This is a genomic window from Ruegeria sp. ABD4_443 (genome assembly GCF_056160865.1).
The window spans coordinates 514,298-530,214 of sequence record NZ_JBSWYA010000002.1 but is presented as its reverse complement, the minus strand read 5'-3'; the positions used below and the strand labels follow the sequence as shown (position 1 = coordinate 530,214).

The 15,917-nt window shown below is 61.3% G+C and carries 14 protein-coding genes; 8 read left to right on the top strand and 6 right to left on the bottom strand.

What is annotated here, in order from left to right:
* Positions 1-5: 5 nt before the first annotated feature.
* Both ACXAG8_RS06715 and ACXAG8_RS06710 read left to right on the top strand, forming a co-directional pair.
* On the top strand, positions 6-1,784 hold the full coding sequence (locus tag ACXAG8_RS06715) for an SLC13 family permease (protein ID WP_475223012.1): 1,779 nt from the start codon (positions 6-8) through the stop codon (positions 1,782-1,784).
* Positions 1,785-1,882: 98 nt separating this feature from the next.
* The gene (locus ACXAG8_RS06710; RefSeq protein WP_475223011.1) at positions 1,883-2,623 is read left to right on the top strand and encodes a YbaY family lipoprotein; all 741 of its coding nucleotides are present in this window, start codon (positions 1,883-1,885) and stop codon (positions 2,621-2,623) included.
* A gap of 9 nt (positions 2,624-2,632) precedes the next feature.
* Here the strand turns inward: ACXAG8_RS06710 and ACXAG8_RS06705 are convergent, their stop codons facing one another.
* The 4 genes from ACXAG8_RS06705 to ACXAG8_RS06690 form a co-directional block, all read right to left on the bottom strand.
* Complete coding sequence (locus ACXAG8_RS06705; RefSeq protein ID WP_475223010.1) at positions 2,633-4,294, bottom strand: FAD-binding dehydrogenase; 1,662 nt, start codon at positions 4,292-4,294, stop codon at positions 2,633-2,635.
* A gap of 11 nt (positions 4,295-4,305) precedes the next feature.
* Positions 4,306-5,163 (bottom strand): bile acid:sodium symporter family protein, encoded by an 858-nt coding sequence (locus tag ACXAG8_RS06700; RefSeq protein WP_475223009.1) that lies wholly within the window; start codon positions 5,161-5,163, stop codon positions 4,306-4,308.
* Between the two features lie 72 nt (positions 5,164-5,235).
* Positions 5,236-5,970: a glutamine amidotransferase gene (locus tag ACXAG8_RS06695; RefSeq protein WP_475223008.1), complete on the bottom strand. Its 735-nt coding sequence runs from the start codon at positions 5,968-5,970 to the stop codon at positions 5,236-5,238.
* Positions 5,971-5,986: 16 nt separating this feature from the next.
* On the bottom strand, positions 5,987-7,759 hold the full coding sequence (locus ACXAG8_RS06690) for an SLC13 family permease (RefSeq protein ID WP_475223007.1): 1,773 nt from the start codon (positions 7,757-7,759) through the stop codon (positions 5,987-5,989).
* A gap of 110 nt (positions 7,760-7,869) precedes the next feature.
* On the opposite strand from ACXAG8_RS06690, the gene ACXAG8_RS06685 reads away from it, so the two are divergent.
* Positions 7,870-8,610 (top strand): YebC/PmpR family DNA-binding transcriptional regulator, encoded by a 741-nt coding sequence (locus ACXAG8_RS06685; RefSeq protein WP_475223006.1) that lies wholly within the window; start codon positions 7,870-7,872, stop codon positions 8,608-8,610.
* A gap of 115 nt (positions 8,611-8,725) precedes the next feature.
* Here ACXAG8_RS06685 and ACXAG8_RS06680 read toward each other — a convergent pair whose 3' ends face one another.
* Positions 8,726-9,415, bottom strand: a complete 690-nt coding sequence (locus ACXAG8_RS06680; protein ID WP_475223005.1) for a nitroreductase family protein — start codon at positions 9,413-9,415, stop codon at positions 8,726-8,728.
* Positions 9,416-9,453: 38 nt separating this feature from the next.
* Positions 9,454-10,338 (bottom strand): LysR family transcriptional regulator ArgP, encoded by an 885-nt coding sequence (locus tag ACXAG8_RS06675; protein ID WP_475223004.1) that lies wholly within the window; start codon positions 10,336-10,338, stop codon positions 9,454-9,456.
* Between the two features lie 86 nt (positions 10,339-10,424).
* Here ACXAG8_RS06675 and ACXAG8_RS06670 point away from each other — a divergent pair, with 86 nt between their 5' ends.
* The 5 genes from ACXAG8_RS06670 to betA all read left to right on the top strand — a co-directional run bounded on the left by ACXAG8_RS06670 (position 10,425) and on the right by betA (position 15,861).
* Positions 10,425-11,024: a LysE/ArgO family amino acid transporter gene (locus tag ACXAG8_RS06670; RefSeq protein WP_475223003.1), complete on the top strand. Its 600-nt coding sequence runs from the start codon at positions 10,425-10,427 to the stop codon at positions 11,022-11,024.
* A gap of 40 nt (positions 11,025-11,064) precedes the next feature.
* Positions 11,065-11,973, top strand: coding sequence for a DMT family transporter (locus tag ACXAG8_RS06665; RefSeq protein ID WP_475223002.1), 909 nt, complete (start codon positions 11,065-11,067; stop codon positions 11,971-11,973).
* Positions 11,974-12,051: 78 nt separating this feature from the next.
* Positions 12,052-12,624 carry a choline-binding transcriptional repressor BetI gene (gene betI / locus ACXAG8_RS06660; RefSeq protein WP_475223001.1) on the top strand — a complete coding sequence of 191 codons (573 nt, stop codon included), beginning with the start codon at positions 12,052-12,054 and terminating at the stop codon, positions 12,622-12,624.
* On the top strand, positions 12,621-14,129 hold the full coding sequence (betC, locus tag ACXAG8_RS06655; protein ID WP_475223000.1) for a choline-sulfatase: 1,509 nt from the start codon (positions 12,621-12,623) through the stop codon (positions 14,127-14,129). Before betI ends, betC begins: the two co-directional genes overlap by 4 nt.
* Positions 14,130-14,202: 73 nt before the next feature.
* Entirely contained in the window at positions 14,203-15,861 is a 1,659-nt protein-coding gene (gene betA / locus ACXAG8_RS06650; RefSeq protein ID WP_475222999.1) for a choline dehydrogenase, read from the top strand.
* The last annotated feature ends 56 nt before the right edge of the window (positions 15,862-15,917 follow it).

Below are 15,917 nucleotides of genomic sequence, written 5' to 3'. Positions count from 1 at the left end.
CACGAATGCATTTCCTTCAACTGACAGAAACGGGCAGCGCAATTCTGGCGTTGATGGTCGTTGCGGGCATGTTCGTGATGTTCCTGCGCGAGGTTTATCCGACCGAGGTCGTGGCCATTGGCGGTGTTGCCCTGATGTTGGTCACCGGCATTCTGCCGTATCAAAGCGCGCTTGCTGTTCTGTCCAACCCCGCCCCCTGGACCATTGCCGCCATGTTTATCGTCATGGGCGCGCTTGTCCGTACCGGGGCGCTGGATGCCTTTACGTCGACGGCGCAGAAACAGGCCCAGGTCAACCCGAGGATGGCCATCGGGCTGTTGATCGGCTTTGTCATTCTGGCCTCTGCGGTGGTGTCGAATACGCCCGTCGTGGTGGTGATGATCCCCGTTTTCGTACAGATCGCCCGCACATTGAATGTTCCGGCGTCAAAATTGCTTATTCCACTTAGCTATGCCGCGATCCTGGGCGGGACGCTGACCCTGATCGGAACCTCGACCAACCTGCTGGTCGATGGCGTCGCCCGTTCGCAGGGTTTGCAGCCCTTCACCATCTTCGAAGTCACACCGCTGGGCATCGCGCTGGTCATCTATGGGATGGTTTATCTGCGATACGTAGCGCCTCGTCTGCTGCCAGATCGCGACAGCATGGCGACGATGCTCAGCGACCGTTCGAAAATGAAGTTCTTTACCGAGGCGGTCATCCCCCCTGAAAGCAACCTAATCGGGCGCGAAGTCACAGGCGTGCAGTTGTTCAAGCGTCCCGGCGTGCGGTTGATCGACGTGATCCGAGGGGATGAATCGCTGCGGCGAAACCTGAAGGGCGTGACCCTCAAGCTGGGTGACCGGGTGGTTCTGCGGACCGAAATGACCGAGTTGCTGAGCCTTCAGCGCAATCGCGAACTCAAGCGTGTCGACCAGGTTTCGGCCGTGGAAACCAAGACGGTCGAAGTTCTGATTACCCCCGGATGCCGTATGGTCGGGCGCACGCTGGGTGCGCTGCGGCTGCGCAGGCGTTATGGCGTCTACGTTCTGGCTGTTCATCGGCGGAACCAGAATATCGGTCGGCAGTTGGATGATCTTGTGGTGCGGGTCGGCGATACGCTTTTGCTGGAAGGCGCACCGGCGGATATCAAGAAACTGGCCGCCGATATGGACATGGTCGATGTCACCCAGCCCTCGGCCCGCGCCTATCGCCGCAGCCATGCGCCAATCGCCGTGGCCGCGCTGATCGGCATCGTCCTTTTGGCGGCGCTGGGTGTTGCACCGATTTTCCTTCTGTCGATCCTGGCGGTGGCCCTTGTGCTGGTGACCCGCTGCATCGACGCGGACGAGGCGTTTTCCTTTGTCGAAGGCCGGTTGTTGGCGCTGATCTTCTCGATGCTGGCAATCGGCGCCGCGCTGGACAGTTCCGGGGCGGTGTCCCTGATCGTCGATGCGGTCGCACCGGGGCTCAGCCAATTGCCGCCGTTCCTGATCATTTGGGCGGTGTATCTTTTGACATCGGTCCTGACCGAGCTTGTCTCGAACAATGCGGTGGCTGTGGTCGTAACCCCGATCGCCATTGGGTTGGCGCAGGCTGTCGGCGTCGATCCGCGCCCGTTGGTCGTGGCGGTGATGGTGGCTGCCTCGGCCTCTTTCGCCACGCCTATCGGGTATCAGACCAACATGATGGTTTACGGCCCCGGCGGGTATCGGTTCGTTGACTTCATGAAGGTTGGAATCCCGTTGAACCTGACAGTTGGTCTTTTGGCATCCCTGTTGATCCCGTTGATCTGGCCGCTCTGAAACCGGCGCGGTTTCGCCTGCTTGGCGGGCCGGGCTTGCAAACCAGCCAATCGATACGATCTTCTGGGTCAGAATGGCTGAACAACGGAGATCTGCCCATGCCCGGAATTCGACTTGTCCCAATCATCGGAGCGGCTCTTGGCGCCGTGCTGGGCGGCGTCGCGGCAGCAGGAACGGTGCAAGGGTCAGCCACCTATCGCGAGCGGATCGCTGTTCCCCCCGACGCGACGCTGGTGGTCGAGCTTCAGGATGTATCGCGCGCCGATGCCCCGGCGACGGTTCTGGCCGCACAGCGTTACGCGCTGAAGGGCGTGCCCGCGCAGTTTGAACTGACATATGATGATGCGCTGATCCGCGAAGGGATGCGCTATGTGCTGCGCGGGTCGATCTATCGGGGCGACAGCCTTTGGTTCACAACCGACACGGCCTATCCGGTTCTGACGCAGGGCGAAGGAAACGCTGCCGATTTGGTTTTGGTTCAGGTCGGATCTCAGGGGGCGGCGATGCTGGATAACACGAGTTGGACCGTTGCAGAGTTGGGCGGGGTTGTGCTGGATACCGAAAAGAAGCCTGAAATCGTGTTTGCAACCGACGGCGTCTTTGGCGGAACCGGCGGCTGCAACCGGTTTCGCGGCCAAGCGGAAATCTCGGGCAACAGCATCGATTTCCCGGACAATATGGCGGCCACTCTGATGGCCTGTCCGCCGCCGCTGGACGAGATCGAACGGCAGTTTTTCAAGGCGCTGCAGTCGGTGACGACCTTTGCGCGCAAGGATGACAGCCTGGCGTTGCTCGATGCCTCTGGCGCGCCGGTCATGCTGTTGGTCGGCAGCCCGTAACGCGGGTTATCAGGCGACGGCGCGCGACCGGCCGGCGTTGCGCCCCGAGAATATGCAGCCGCCCAGAAACGTGCCTTCCAAGGCGTTATAGCCGTGGTAGCCACCGCCGCCGAATCCCGCAACCTCGCCTGCGGCAAACAATCCGGGTACGATCTGGCCATCTGCGCCAAGCATCTGACTGTCCAGGTTGGTTTGCAGACCGCCCAGCGTTTTGCGGGTCAGAACGTGCAGTTTGACGGCGATAAGCGGACCGTTCGCGGGATCAAGAAACCGGTGCGGTTTGGCCGTGCGGATAAGCTTGTCGCCGCGATAGTTGCGCGCCGCAAGGATCGCCATCATCTGCGCGTCCTTCGAGAACGGATTGTCGACCTGCGAATCCCGCGCTTCGATCTGGGCGCGCAAATGGGCCTCGTCGATCAGGCCGCCGCCCAGGTGGTTCATGCCGTTGACCAACTCGGTCAGCGTATTGGCGACGACAAAGTCCTCGCCCTTTTCCTTGAACGCCTCGACGGGTCCCGTGGCCTTTGACCCGGACAGAACGCGTTGTCGGATGACCTCTTTCCAGCTGCCGGATGTAAAGTCGGGGTTCTGTTCCGACCCTGAAAGGGCGAATTCCTTTTTGATGATCTTTTGGGTCAGAACGAACCAGCTGTATTCATATCCTGTCTTCAGGATTTCGCGCAGCGTGCCCAGCGTGTCGAATCCGGGCAGGCAGGGCGGTTGCAGGCGGTTCCCGGTTGCATCAAACCACATCGAGCTTGGCCCCGGCAGGATGCGGATACCGTGGGCGGGCCAGATCGGGTCCCAGTTGCGGACGCCTTCGGTATAATGCCACATCCGGTCGCCGTTGATGACCTGGCCCCCCGCCTTTTCGCTGATCTCGATCATCCGCCCATCGACGTGAAAGGGAACGCCTGCCACCATGTCCTTGGGCGGCGCGCCCAGACGGTCGCGCGGCCAGTTCCTGCGCACCATCTCGAAATTGCCGCCAATCCCACCAGAGGTGACGATGACCGATGGCGCGTAAACCTCGAATTCGCCAACCTCGTCCCGGTTGGTTTTGCCGCCGCGTTGCGCGGCATCATCAGCCAGAACCTCGCCCGAAACGCCTTTGGCGCAGCCATTCTGCATGATGATGTGGCTGACCTGGTGACGGAACTTCAATTCGATCAACCCTGCGCTGACATGGGCGCGAACGCGGCGGATGAAATGTTCCAGAACACCCGGCCCGGTTCCCCAGGTGATATGGAAACGCGGCACCGAATTGCCGTGCCCATCTGCATAGGAACCGCCCCGTTCCGCCCAGCCGACAACCGGGAACCACCGCAGGCCCATTTCGTACAGCCAGGGCCGCATTTCACCAGCGGCAAATTCGACATAGGATGCGGCCCATTTGCGCGGCCAGGCATCCTCGGGGCGGTCGAACTGTGCGCTGCCCAGCCAGTCGCGCAGGGCCAGGTCGTGGCTGTCGCGGATGCCCATGCGCCGCTGTTCGGGGGTGTCGACCATGAACAGGCCCCCAAGGCTCCAGAATGCCTGGCCGCCAAGGAAATGTTCGGGCTCCTGATCGACGATGATCACCGATTTGCCCCGATCCCCCAATTCTGCGGCTGCCGCCAGACCGGCCAGACCCGCGCCGACAACGATTGCATCTGCGGTGTTATTGGTCATCTGTCGTCCTTTCAGCGGTTGCGAAACCAGGCCAGGAACGGGATCGCGACGGCGTACATGGTTATGCCATATACCGCCGACGGCAGCGCCAGCGGACTGAACCCGCTTTCGGTGCCGGTTATCAGCGCCGCCAGCGTGATCCCCAGGGTCGAGTTCTGAATACCCGTTTCGATCGAGATTGTCTTACTTTCCTTCCACGACAGATGCGCCGCGCGCGACAGCCCAAGACCGATCAGTAGCAGGCACAGGTTCAGGGTGATCAGCCCGGCACCCATCTGGCCAAGATTGTCCACGAACAACTGCCAGTTCCCGGCCAGCGCCGCGATCACGATCAACACGAACAGGACCGTTGCAATCCGCGACAAGGGCGCGTCGATCCGGTCGGCCAGTTGTTTGGCGAAATGGCGCAGGCTTACCCCGATGCAAACTGGCAGGGTGGTGATCAGAAACATCGCGACGGCAAGGCCGCCAATGGATACTTCGGGCGCGGCCTCGCCCATGAAATGCCGGATCGACCACGCCGCCAGGATTGGGACCGTCGCAATGGACAAAAGGCTAATCACCGCGGTCAGGCTGACCGACAGGGCCACATCCGCCTTGGCCAGTTTCGACAGGATGTTGCTGGTGACGCCGCCCGGGCAAAAGCTGAGCAACATGAAACCGACCGCGATTTCGGGCGGCAGCGCGAATATCTTTACGGTCGCAAAGGCGGCCACCGGCAGCAGGACAACCTGGCAAAGTGCGCCGATGGCGAACGGGTATCGCCTGTTCAGTACCCGGCGAAAATCGGCAATCTCCAGTCCGATCCCCAGGGACAGCATGATGATGGCCAGCGATACCGGCAACCCGACATTTATTAGCAGATCCAAAACAACCCCTCCCAAAGTCATTTCGTATCAACCTAGGCGAGGGCGAACCGCGCAGGCAACAGCGCCGTTAGGTCACCCGTATCGCCGGGCAAAGCGCCGGAGAATTTCGCCGGGTTGCGTCACGTCGGCCGCGTGGCACATTTCGATCAGGCGCTGCGCATCCTGGGGCGGAAAATACCCGTGGTGCTTGTAAATATTGATCCGTTGTTCAAAGTCCAGCGCGTCCGCCTCGGGGTGAAACTGGGTGGCATAGACGTTTTGCCCCCAACGGATCATCTGGAACGGGCAGGGGTCCGAGGCCACCAGATGCACACAATCCCTGGGCAGGTCCTGCACCGCTTCTTTATGCCCGACGAATGCCTGAAAGACCGGGTTCAGACCGGCGGTTATCGGGTCGGTTTCGCCGTCCGGTGTCAGCCGGCAGGTCGACGGCCCAACAGGTTCGCCAAACCGTTTCTTGCTGACATTCCCGTCAAGATGGGCCGCCAGGATGCCCAGCCCATAGCAGCACCCCATAAAGGGATGATCCCGCGCGGTGATCTGGGGCATCAGCCCCATGATCGCGTTTTCGATGCGGGTATCGACCTCGGATTTGGTGGCCGGGTCGTCGCTGACGCAACCGGGGCCGCCGCCGACAATGACACCGGCATAGTCGGTCACATCCAGCCCTTGCGGCAGGTCTTCGCAATCAAGCCTGATGCGGTGGGCGCGGTCGGGGGTCAGCCCGGCCTTGTCCAGGATCGAGGCATACTCGGCGTCGGAAGCATCCGCTTCGGGGCGCAATTGCAGGATGAGAAATTGTTTCATACCGGGCCTTTACCTGTCAAAGCGGCCAAAACACAAGAATGGCAGGGACCGAAACGGCTATGATCAGGATCTCAAGCGGCAAACCCATGCGCCAATAGTCACCAAACCGATACCCGCCCGGCCCAAGCACCAGCGTATTGTTCTTGTGCCCGATGGGCGTGAGAAACGCGGCGGAGGCCGCAACGGCCACCGTCATCAGAAACGGATCAGGAGAGACCTCCAGCGTGCGGGCCATCTGAATGCCAACCGGGGCGGCGACAATGGCCGTTGCCGTATTGTTAAGGACGTCCGACAGGGTCATCGTGACCACCATCAGCACCGTCAGAATGGCCCAGGCGGGCAGGCCATCGGTCAGCCTGATCAACCCCGCCGCAATCAGTTCCGTCCCGCCCGAGGTTTCCAGCGCGCTGCCCAGCGGAATCATCGAGCCAAGCAGCACGACAACCGGCCATTCGATATGGGTGTAAATCTCGGCAATGGGCAGAATCTTTGTCAGCACATAGGCTATTGCCACCAGACCAAGCGCAACGGGCAGATACACCAGACCGATGCTTGCCGCCAGAACGGCCGCCGCAAACAGACCGATGGCCAGCCACGCCTTTTCGTTGGCGGTGACATTCAACCCGCGTGCAGCCAGCGGCAGGCAGCCCAACCATTCGGTCACATCCGGGCCCTTGTCGCGTTGGCACAGCAGCAACAGGATATCGCCCGGCTCAACCTCGGTCTTTCGGACTTGTTTCGTGATCCGGCGGCCCTGGCGTGAAATGCCCATCAAAACGGTGCTTTGCCGCCATGCAAGGCCGATGCCCTGGGCCGTGCGCCCGTTGATGCGGGCGCTTTCGGGGACGACGACCTCGAACACTTCCAGCCCCTCACCGGCGGCGGTCAGCAATTCCTGACGCCGGGTATCCGAAAAATCCAGGTTTAGTGCCGCGCGAAATTCGTCCAGGGCTTCGGGCCGGGCCTCAAGCACCAGCGCATCGCCTTCGCGCAGGCTGGCATTGGCGGCGCGGCCGTAACGCCGCTTGCCGTCGCGGATCAGCCCGATTATGGCAACGTCCGACTTTTCGGCGGCTTCGTCCAGCTCTCCGACCCGTTTGCCAATCAGCGCCGAGTCGGGCGGGACGGTCAGTTCGGCGATGTATTCGGCCAGCGCTTCGGATGTATCCGTTTGCTGGCCGCGATTTGGTATCAGCCGCCAGCCGATCAGCGAGACGAAAGCCAGTCCGGCAATGGCCGCGATTCCGCCAACGGGCGCGAAGTCGAACATCCTGAACGGTTCGCCCAAGGTCTCGGCCCGGATCGAGGCGATGATGATGTTCGGCGGTGTCCCGATCAGCGTCGCCATGCCGCCCAGGATGGTGGCAAAGCTGAGCGGCATCAGCGTCAGGCCGACCGACCGCCCCGCCTTGCGCGCGGTCTGAATATCCACCGGCATCAGCAGCGCCAGCGCGGCAACATTGTTCATGAAGGCAGACAGAACCGCTCCGATCCCGCCCATCAGCGCGATATGGGCGCCAAGGCCGCGCGAAGCGTCGACCAGTGTTCGGGTGATCAGGAATACGGCCCCCGACCGGACCAACCCGGCAGAAACCACAAGCACCAGCGCCACGATGATGGTGGCAGGGTGGCCAAAGCCTGCAAAGGCGTTGTCGACGGGCACCACGCCCAGAACGACGCCGATCATCAACGCGGCAAAGGCCACCAGATCATACCGGAACCGCCCCCACAGCAGCATTCCGAAAACCGCAAGGAAGAGCGTAAATAGAATGATCTGATCCGTCGTCATCCCGCCACCATACCCGTCCGGTCGTGGCGGGCAAGCCGATCCCTTGATCCCCGACCCCGCAACCGTCTATATGTGCGCGAAACACGCAATTACTATCACGAGGACGCATTATGGCAGGCCACTCCAAATGGGCCAATATCCAGCACCGCAAGGGACGTCAGGACGCCGCGCGGTCCAAGCTGTTTTCCAAGCTGTCGAAAGAGATCACCGTCGCCGCCAAGATGGGCGACCCCGATCCCGACAAGAACCCGCGCCTGCGTCTGGCTGTAAAAGAGGCCAAGTCGAATTCGGTCCCCAAGGACGTAATCGACCGCGCGATCAAGAAATCCGTGGCGGGCGAGGGCGACGAATACGAAGAAATCCGGTACGAGGGTTATGGCCCCAACGGTGTGGCCGTGATCGTCGAGACCATGACGGATAACCGCAACCGGACCGCATCGACCGTGCGCTCGACCTTTTCCAAGAACGGTGGAAACCTGGGCGAGACCGGCTCGGTCGGGTTCATGTTCGAACGCAAGGGCGAGGTGGTCTACCCGGCAACTGCGGGCGATGCCGATACGATCTTCGAAGCTGCCATCGAAGCGGGTGCCGAGGATGTCGAAAGCTCGGAAGACGGCCATATCATCTGGTGCGCCGATACCGACCTGAACGAAGTGTCGAACGCTTTGGAAGGGAATTTGGGCGAATCCGATTCCACCAAGCTGGTCTGGAAACCCACCACGACGACCGAGTTGGGTCTGGAAGATATGCAAAAGTTGATGAAGCTGGTGGATGCGCTGGAAGATGACGATGACGTTCAGCGCGTGACCACGAATTTCGAGGCCACGGACGAGGTTATGGCCCAGCTCTGACGCCCCGCGACGGGAATGACGGATTGAAGCCCGGCCAACGCGGCCGGGCTTTTTTGTCTGCCATCCCGGTCGCTTTTCTGGTCGAAGGTGGCCAGCCCGTCTGCCTGTTGGCGTTTCAGAAAAACGACGAGATCTCTTCCAACGGTTTTTTCAGCTTGGCGACGGACGGCACGGTGGCGTTTTTGGCTGGATGCCCGACCGCGATGATCATGGTCGGCTTTTCCGAGGCCGGCCGATCAAGCGCCGTGTTCAGAAACCGCATCGGGTTCGGCGTGTGCGTCAGAGTGCACAGCCCGGCATTGTGCAGGGCGGCCAGCAGAAAACCGGTCGCGATATTCACGCTTTCGGGCACATAATAGTTCTTGTAGCGCGTGCCGTCTTCGAACTGGCCCCAGCGCTGGGCGAAGACCACGATCAGCCAGGGGGCGATGGTCAGGTGTTCCTTGACCGCGTTGGTCCCGATGGGTTCCAGCGCCTTGATCCACTCGTCACCCGCGCCGCCTTCATAGAACTTTTTCTCTTCTTCTTCCGCTTCGGCCCGTATCCGCTGCTTGAGCCCTGGATTTGAAATCGCGGCAAAGTGCCAGGGCTGATGGTTGGCGCCCGAGGGCGCAGTGCCAGCCGTGCGGATACAGGTTTCGATCACCTCGCGGGGCACCGGGCGGTCGCAATAGTCGCGCACCGAATGTCTGCGGCGCATCAGGTCAAGAAACCCCGACGCGGCGTTGACCATCTGTGTATCGGTCAGGTCGCTGCGGTCGGGCAGGGGGATCGGGTCATAGTTGAGCGTATCGCGGGAAAACATAGCATCACTCCGGGTGTTTCCCCTGTTATCCGGCTGGATCAACCCTGGATCAAGCCCTGTTTGGCGGCTTGCCTGACGGCCTGGGTCAGGGGGCGCAATGCCGGGGACAGCACGCGCCCGACCTGCCAGGTCAAGGCAACATCAAGCTGCGTGTTTGCGCGTATCTCGCGCAGCCTTCCGTCTTGGATTGCCGGTGCGGCCAGCGTTTCCGGGTTCATGCCCCAGCCCAGGCCCGCGGATGCGGCAAAGATAAACCCGTGGGTGGACGGAATGAAATGCGATGGCGGCGATAGCCTGCGGTCGGTCTGCGTGCTGATCCAAAGCTTTTGCAGGTTGTCCTTGTTGTTGAACGTCAAACAGGGGGCCTTGGCCAATGCGGCCGAGGTAACGCCGCCTGGAAACCAACGCTGAATGAAATCGGGGCTGGCCACCGCCAAATAGCGCATGGCGCCCAGCGGTATTGCATCGCAGCCGGGGATGGCCTGCCCGCCGACTGTCACGGCCGCGCTGACCTCGCCCCGTTTTAGCCAGTTCGCCGAATGGTCCTGATCGTCGATCACCAGTTCGAACAGCAAGCTGTCGACCCGCGCCATGGCGTCCACGAACCAGGTTGCCAGGACATCGGCAGGGACGGCGATCTTGACCCGCGCGGGCCCTGCGGGTTGGCCAAGCGTCAAATCCCGCCCAAGCTGTGCCTCAAGAAGACCGACATCTTCGGCATGCCGGGCAATCCGCAGACCGGCCGGTGTCCCCGTGCAGGGCGCGCCGCGTTGCACAAGCGCGACCCCGACCCGATCCTCAAGCGCCTTGATCCGTTGCGAAATCGCCGATGGGGTTACAGACAGCTCATCAGCGGCAGCCTCGAAACTGCCATGCCGCAAAATGGCGGACAGGGCGTTCAGGTGATGAGGGTCCAATGACATTAGAAGTGCTTAATCCGGTACAGACTGTTTAATTTGATAAAGGTTCGCCCGCAGGCTAGTCAATCAGGCAATTCGAAGGAGTTCCCATGTCTTCATCCGCCTTTGCCGGTTTTGCGCTTGGCTTCAGCCTGATCCTCGCCATCGGGGCGCAGAACGCCTTTGTGCTGCGCCAGGGGCTGCGGCGCGAACATGTCTTTGCGCTGTGCATGACATGTGCGGTATCCGACGCCATCCTGATCGTAGTGGGGGTGGCCGGTTTCGGGTCCCTTGCACAGGCGGCCCCATGGTTCGAACCGGTCATGCGATACGGTGGCTCAGCATTTCTGGTCTGGTATGCCTTGCGCAGTTTCCGGTCGGCCTGGCAGGGCGGCGATGCGATGTCGGTCGACCGGGGGCCGCGCAGCAGCCTGCGCACGGCGCTGCTGACCGTGCTGGCCTTTACCTGGCTGAACCCGCATGTCTATCTGGACACCGTGGTTCTGATCGGATCGATCTCGGCGCAATATGACGACCGGTTGGGTTTCGCGCTGGGCGCTATCCTGTCCAGCTTTGTTTTCTTCTTTTCCCTGGGCTACGGGGCGGCGGTGCTTTCGCCGATTTTTGCGCGCCGAAAAGCGTGGCAGATTTTGGATATCGTGATCGGGGTCGTCATGTTGGGCATCGCGGCAAAACTAGTTGTCATGTGAAGGGTTGTCCCCCGCATCTTTTGTGTGTTCAAACCAATCCATGACTACACTCGCCGCCCAAACGCGCCCGTTTGCCGGGATGTTCTGGATGTTTGCCGCCGGGTTGTCCTTTGTTGCCATGACAGCATTGGTCAAGTCCCTGGGCACATCCATGGACCCGATTCAGGCCGCGTTCCTGCGATATGCGCTGGGCCTGGTCTTTTTGCTGCCCGCCATGCGCGCGATCCTGACCGCGCATCTGACACGGCGGCACGTGGCCCTTTTTGGTCTGCGCGGCGTTATACACGCAATCGGGGTCATGTTGTGGTTCTTTGCGATGACCCAGATACCGCTGGCCGAAGTCACGGCGATGAATTACCTGACACCGGTCTACGTGACGTTGGGGGCCGCGCTGTTTCTGGGTGAAAAGCTGGCCTTGCGCAGGATCGCCGCGGTCCTGGTCGCACTGATCGGCACCGCAATCATCCTCAGGCCCGGTTTCCGCGAGGTGTCGCCCGGACATTTGGCAATGCTGGGGACCTCGTTGATGCTGGGCGGTTCGTACTTGCTGGCCAAGGCCATGGTTCAGGATGTCAGGCCCTCGGTCGTGGTGGCGCATCTGTCCATCTGGACCACCCTGGCCCTGATCCCATTTGCGGTGGCCGTGTGGTCCCCGCCCACGTTCAGGGACATCTGCGTCTTGTTTGCGGTGGCCTGTTTCGCCACCACAGGCCACTATTTCATGACACTGGCGCTTCAGGCGGCGCCGGTTGCGGTGACGCAGCCGGTTACCTTTCTTCAACTGATCTGGGCCACCCTGCTGGGCGCAACCGTGTTTCACGAGGGGATAGACATCTGGGTTGTCTTCGGGGGGACACTGATCCTGGCCGCGGTCAGCTTTATCACCTGGCGCGAAGCGGTCCTGAACCGACGGCAACTGACCCCGCCCAGCATCGCGCCCAAGCTGTAGGACGGCTCTCTGTTATTGATTGACGAGTCAATAAAATCTCCGTAGCGTCTTCGGGATACTTGTGCTGTGGGAGCAGAGATGCCGAAACTCGGAATGGAACCGATCCGGCGTGACGCAATTGTAAGGGCAACGATTGCCGAACTGGGTTCGAAAAAATCCCTGGACGTGACGGTCAGCCAGATCGCCAAACGGGCAGGTATGTCCAGCGCGCTGGCACATCACTATTTCGGGGGCAAAGACCAGATTTTCCTGGCCGCAATGCGCCGTATCCTGTCCGATTTCGGGGCCGAGGCCCGGGCCGAGCTGAAAGGCGCCAGCCCCCATGAAAGGGCGCAGGCCATTATCCGGGCCTGTTTCGCACCCTCTTGCTTTACACCGGATGTCATTGCCGCCTGGATGACGTTCTACGTCTTGGCCCAAACCAACAATGACGCGCTGCGGTTGTGGCAGATATACCAGGCGCGGATCCGGTCGAACCTGGTCGACGCCCTGCGTCCCCACCTGAGTGACCCGACCGAAGCGGCCGAGAACATGATTGCGCTGATCGACGGGCTGTATATCCGCGCCGCACTGAGCGCCCCGGAAGAGCCGCAGCTGGCCGTCAGCCATGCGCTGCGCGTTCTCGATACCTTGCTCGAGGCTGAGAAATGACAAAACCGAATGTTCTGATCCTGATGGTGGATCAGTTGAACGGAACCCTTTTCCCTGACGGTCCCGTAGACTGGCTCCATACGCCAAACCTCAGGAAGCTGGCCGACCGGTCCACCCGATTTGCAAACGCTTATACGGCCTCGCCGCTTTGCGCGCCGGGCCGGGCAAGCTTTATGTCGGGTCAGTTACCGTCACGGACAGGTGTCTATGACAACGCGGCCGAATTCCGCAGTGATATCCCCACCTATGCCCACCATCTGCGCCGGGCCGGGTATTACACCTGCCTGTCGGGCAAGATGCATTTTGTCGGCCCCGACCAGATGCACGGGTTCGAAGACCGCCTGACCACCGACATCTATCCAGCCGACTTTGGCTGGACACCCGATTACCGAAAGCCCGGCGAGCGGATCGATTGGTGGTACCACAACATGGGGTCGGTCACCGGCGCCGGCGTAGCCGAAATCTCCAACCAGATGGAATACGACGACGAGGTCGCCTATAACGCCAAGGCCAAGCTGTACGATCTGGCCCGGGGCAAGGACGATCGCCCATGGTGCCTGACCGTCAGCTTCACACACCCGCACGACCCCTACGTGGCGCGCCGAAAATACTGGGACCTCTACGAGGATTGCGAACATCTGCTGCCCGAGGTCCCCGACCTCGGATACGAAAACCAGGACCCGCATTCCAAGCGCATATTCGATGCCAATGACTGGCGCAGCTTCGACATAACCGAGGAAGATATCCGCAAGTCCCGCCGGGCCTATTTTGCCAACATCTCGTACCTGGACGACAAGATCGGCGAGATATTGGAGGTCCTGGAAACCACCCGGCAAGAGGCGATCATCCTCTTCGTTTCCGATCACGGCGACATGCTTGGCGAGCGGGGGCTGTGGTTCAAGATGAACTTCTTCGAGGGCTCGGCGCGTGTGCCCCTCATGATCAGCGCCCCCAACTTGCCCGCGACGCGCATCGACGCGCCGGTCTCGACAATCGACGTGACCCCCACGCTTGGGGCTCTTGCAGGTGTCGACATGGCCGAGATCGCCCCCTGGACCGACGGCGAAGACCTGGTGCCGCTTGCCGGGGGCGGGGAACGCTCGGCGCCTGTCAGGATGGAATACGCCGCCGAGGCATCTTATGCGCCGCTCGTTTCCTTGCGGTATGGCAAGTGGAAATACACCCGCTGCGCCCTGGACCCCGATCAGCTGTTCAACCTGGAAACCGATCCGCAAGAGCTGCACAATCTCGCCGAAAGGCCCGAACACGCGGGCACGCTGCAAACCTTGCGAGCCAAGTCCCAGGCGTTTTGGAACCTGGATGATCTGGATGCGGATATCCGCGCCAGCCAGGCCCGCCGATGGGTCGTATACGAGGCGCTGAGGCAGGGCGGGTATTACCCCTGGGACTACCAGCCCCTGCAAAAAGCATCAGAGCGTTACATGCGCAACCATATGGACCTGAACACGGTCGAGGAAAGCCAACGCTACCCGCGCGGGGAATGACCGTTTCATCTTTTCAAAAATACTCTCGCCGAAGGCTGTTCTTGCACGCCCGGCGGGCCAGGGGGTCGTAACCATGGAAGCAGATTTTGTCATCGTCGGCGCAGGGTCCGCCGGTTGTGCGATGGCCTACCGGCTAAGCGAGGCAGGCGCCTCGGTTCTGGTGGTGGAACATGGCGGTACGGATGCCGGGCCGTTCATCCAGATGCCGGCGGCGCTCAGCTATCCGATGAACATGTCCCGCTATGACTGGGGGTATTCGTCCGAACCCGAACCGCACCTGAATAACCGTCGTCTGGCCTGTCCGCGGGGCAAGGTGATCGGCGGGTCTTCGTCGATCAACGGCATGGTCTATGTCCGGGGCCACGCGCGTGATTTCGATACATGGGCCGAGATGGGCGCCGACGGCTGGGCCTATGCCGACGTGCTGCCCTATTTCAAACGCATGGAGACTTGGCATGACGGCGGCCATGGTGGCGATCCGGCCTGGCGCGGCACGGATGGGCCGCTCCATGTGTCGCGCGGCCCCCGCGCCAACCCCCTGTTCCAGGCCTTTGTCGATGCAGGTCGCCAGGCAGGTTACCAGGTGACCGATGATTACAATGGCCAAAAGCAAGAAGGTTTTGGCCCCATGGAACAGACCGTCTGGAAGGGCAGGCGCTGGTCCGCGGCCAATGCCTATCTCAAGCCCGCGCTAAAGCGGCAAAACTGTGAAATCATCCGCGGACTGGCCGCGCGCGTGGTGATCGAAGATGGCCGGGCCACCGGTGTCGAGGTGATCCGGGGCGGCCAGCGTCAGATTGTCCGTGCCCGGCGGGAAGTGGTCCTTGCCGCGTCTTCGATCAATTCGCCAAAGCTGCTGATGCTGTCCGGCATCGGACCTGCCGCGCATCTGGCCGAGCACGGCGTCAAGGTGGTCGCCGACCGGCCCGGCGTCGGTGCCAACCTCCAGGACCATCTTGAACTTTACATTCAGCAGGCATCGCTGCAGCCGATCACGCTCTATAAACACTGGAACCTGGTCAGCAAGGGGCTGATCGGGGCGCAATGGCTGTTTACCAAGACCGGTCTTGGCGCGTCCAACCAGTTTGAAAGCGCGGCCTTCATCCGGTCAAAGGCGGGTGTCGAATATCCCGATATTCAATACCATTTCCTGCCCATCGCGGTACGCTATGATGGCAAGGTCGCAGCCGAAGGCCACGGGTTCCAGGCCCATGTCGGACCGATGCGGTCGCCGTCGCGCGGGTCGGTGACCCTGCGATCAGCGGATGCCGCCGAGGCGCCGGTCATCCGGTTCAATTATATGAGCCATGATGAGGACTGGGCGGATTTTCGCACTTGTATTCGCCTGACCCGCGAGATTTTCGGGCAGGATGCTTTTGCCCCGTTTGCCGGTGCCGAAATTCAACCGGGTGCGGAGGTGCAATCGGATTCCGAGCTGGACGCGTTCATCGCCGAGCACGCCGAAAGTGCATTTCACCCCTGTGGGACCTGCCGAATGGGGCGTGCGGACGATCCTGCCGCTGTCGTGGACCCCAAGGCCCGGGTGATTGGTGTGGACGGGTTGCGGGTCGCCGACAGCTCGATCTTTCCGCAGATAACAAACGGCAACTTGAACGCCCCGTCGATCATGGTTGGGGAAAAAGTGTCCGACCTGCTGTTGGACCGGGGCGAATTGCCACCGGCGAATGATCGCCCCTGGATACATCCGGATTGGGCGACTGCGCAGCGGTGAAATCGCGATGATCCTGTCTGATTTTGATCGTGGTCAAGGCGGTCTTGGGGCCGGGC

Coding starts and splice junctions, on each gene's coding strand:
- ACXAG8_RS06715 (WP_475223012.1), top strand. CDS start 6: ATGCATTTCCTTCAACTGACAGAAACGGGCAGCGCAATTCTGGCGTTG.
- ACXAG8_RS06710 (WP_475223011.1), top strand. CDS start 1,883: ATGCCCGGAATTCGACTTGTCCCAATCATCGGAGCGGCTCTTGGCGCC.
- ACXAG8_RS06705 (WP_475223010.1), bottom strand. CDS start 4,294: ATGACCAATAACACCGCAGATGCAATCGTTGTCGGCGCGGGTCTGGCC.
- ACXAG8_RS06695 (WP_475223008.1), bottom strand. CDS start 5,970: ATGAAACAATTTCTCATCCTGCAATTGCGCCCCGAAGCGGATGCTTCC.
- ACXAG8_RS06690 (WP_475223007.1), bottom strand. CDS start 7,759: ATGACGACGGATCAGATCATTCTATTTACGCTCTTCCTTGCGGTTTTC.
- ACXAG8_RS06685 (WP_475223006.1), top strand. CDS start 7,870: ATGGCAGGCCACTCCAAATGGGCCAATATCCAGCACCGCAAGGGACGT.
- ACXAG8_RS06680 (WP_475223005.1), bottom strand. CDS start 9,415: ATGTTTTCCCGCGATACGCTCAACTATGACCCGATCCCCCTGCCCGAC.
- ACXAG8_RS06675 (WP_475223004.1), bottom strand. CDS start 10,338: ATGTCATTGGACCCTCATCACCTGAACGCCCTGTCCGCCATTTTGCGG.
- ACXAG8_RS06670 (WP_475223003.1), top strand. CDS start 10,425: ATGTCTTCATCCGCCTTTGCCGGTTTTGCGCTTGGCTTCAGCCTGATC.
- ACXAG8_RS06665 (WP_475223002.1), top strand. CDS start 11,065: ATGACTACACTCGCCGCCCAAACGCGCCCGTTTGCCGGGATGTTCTGG.
- betI (WP_475223001.1), top strand. CDS start 12,052: ATGCCGAAACTCGGAATGGAACCGATCCGGCGTGACGCAATTGTAAGG.
- betC (WP_475223000.1), top strand. CDS start 12,621: ATGACAAAACCGAATGTTCTGATCCTGATGGTGGATCAGTTGAACGGA.
- betA (WP_475222999.1), top strand. CDS start 14,203: ATGGAAGCAGATTTTGTCATCGTCGGCGCAGGGTCCGCCGGTTGTGCG.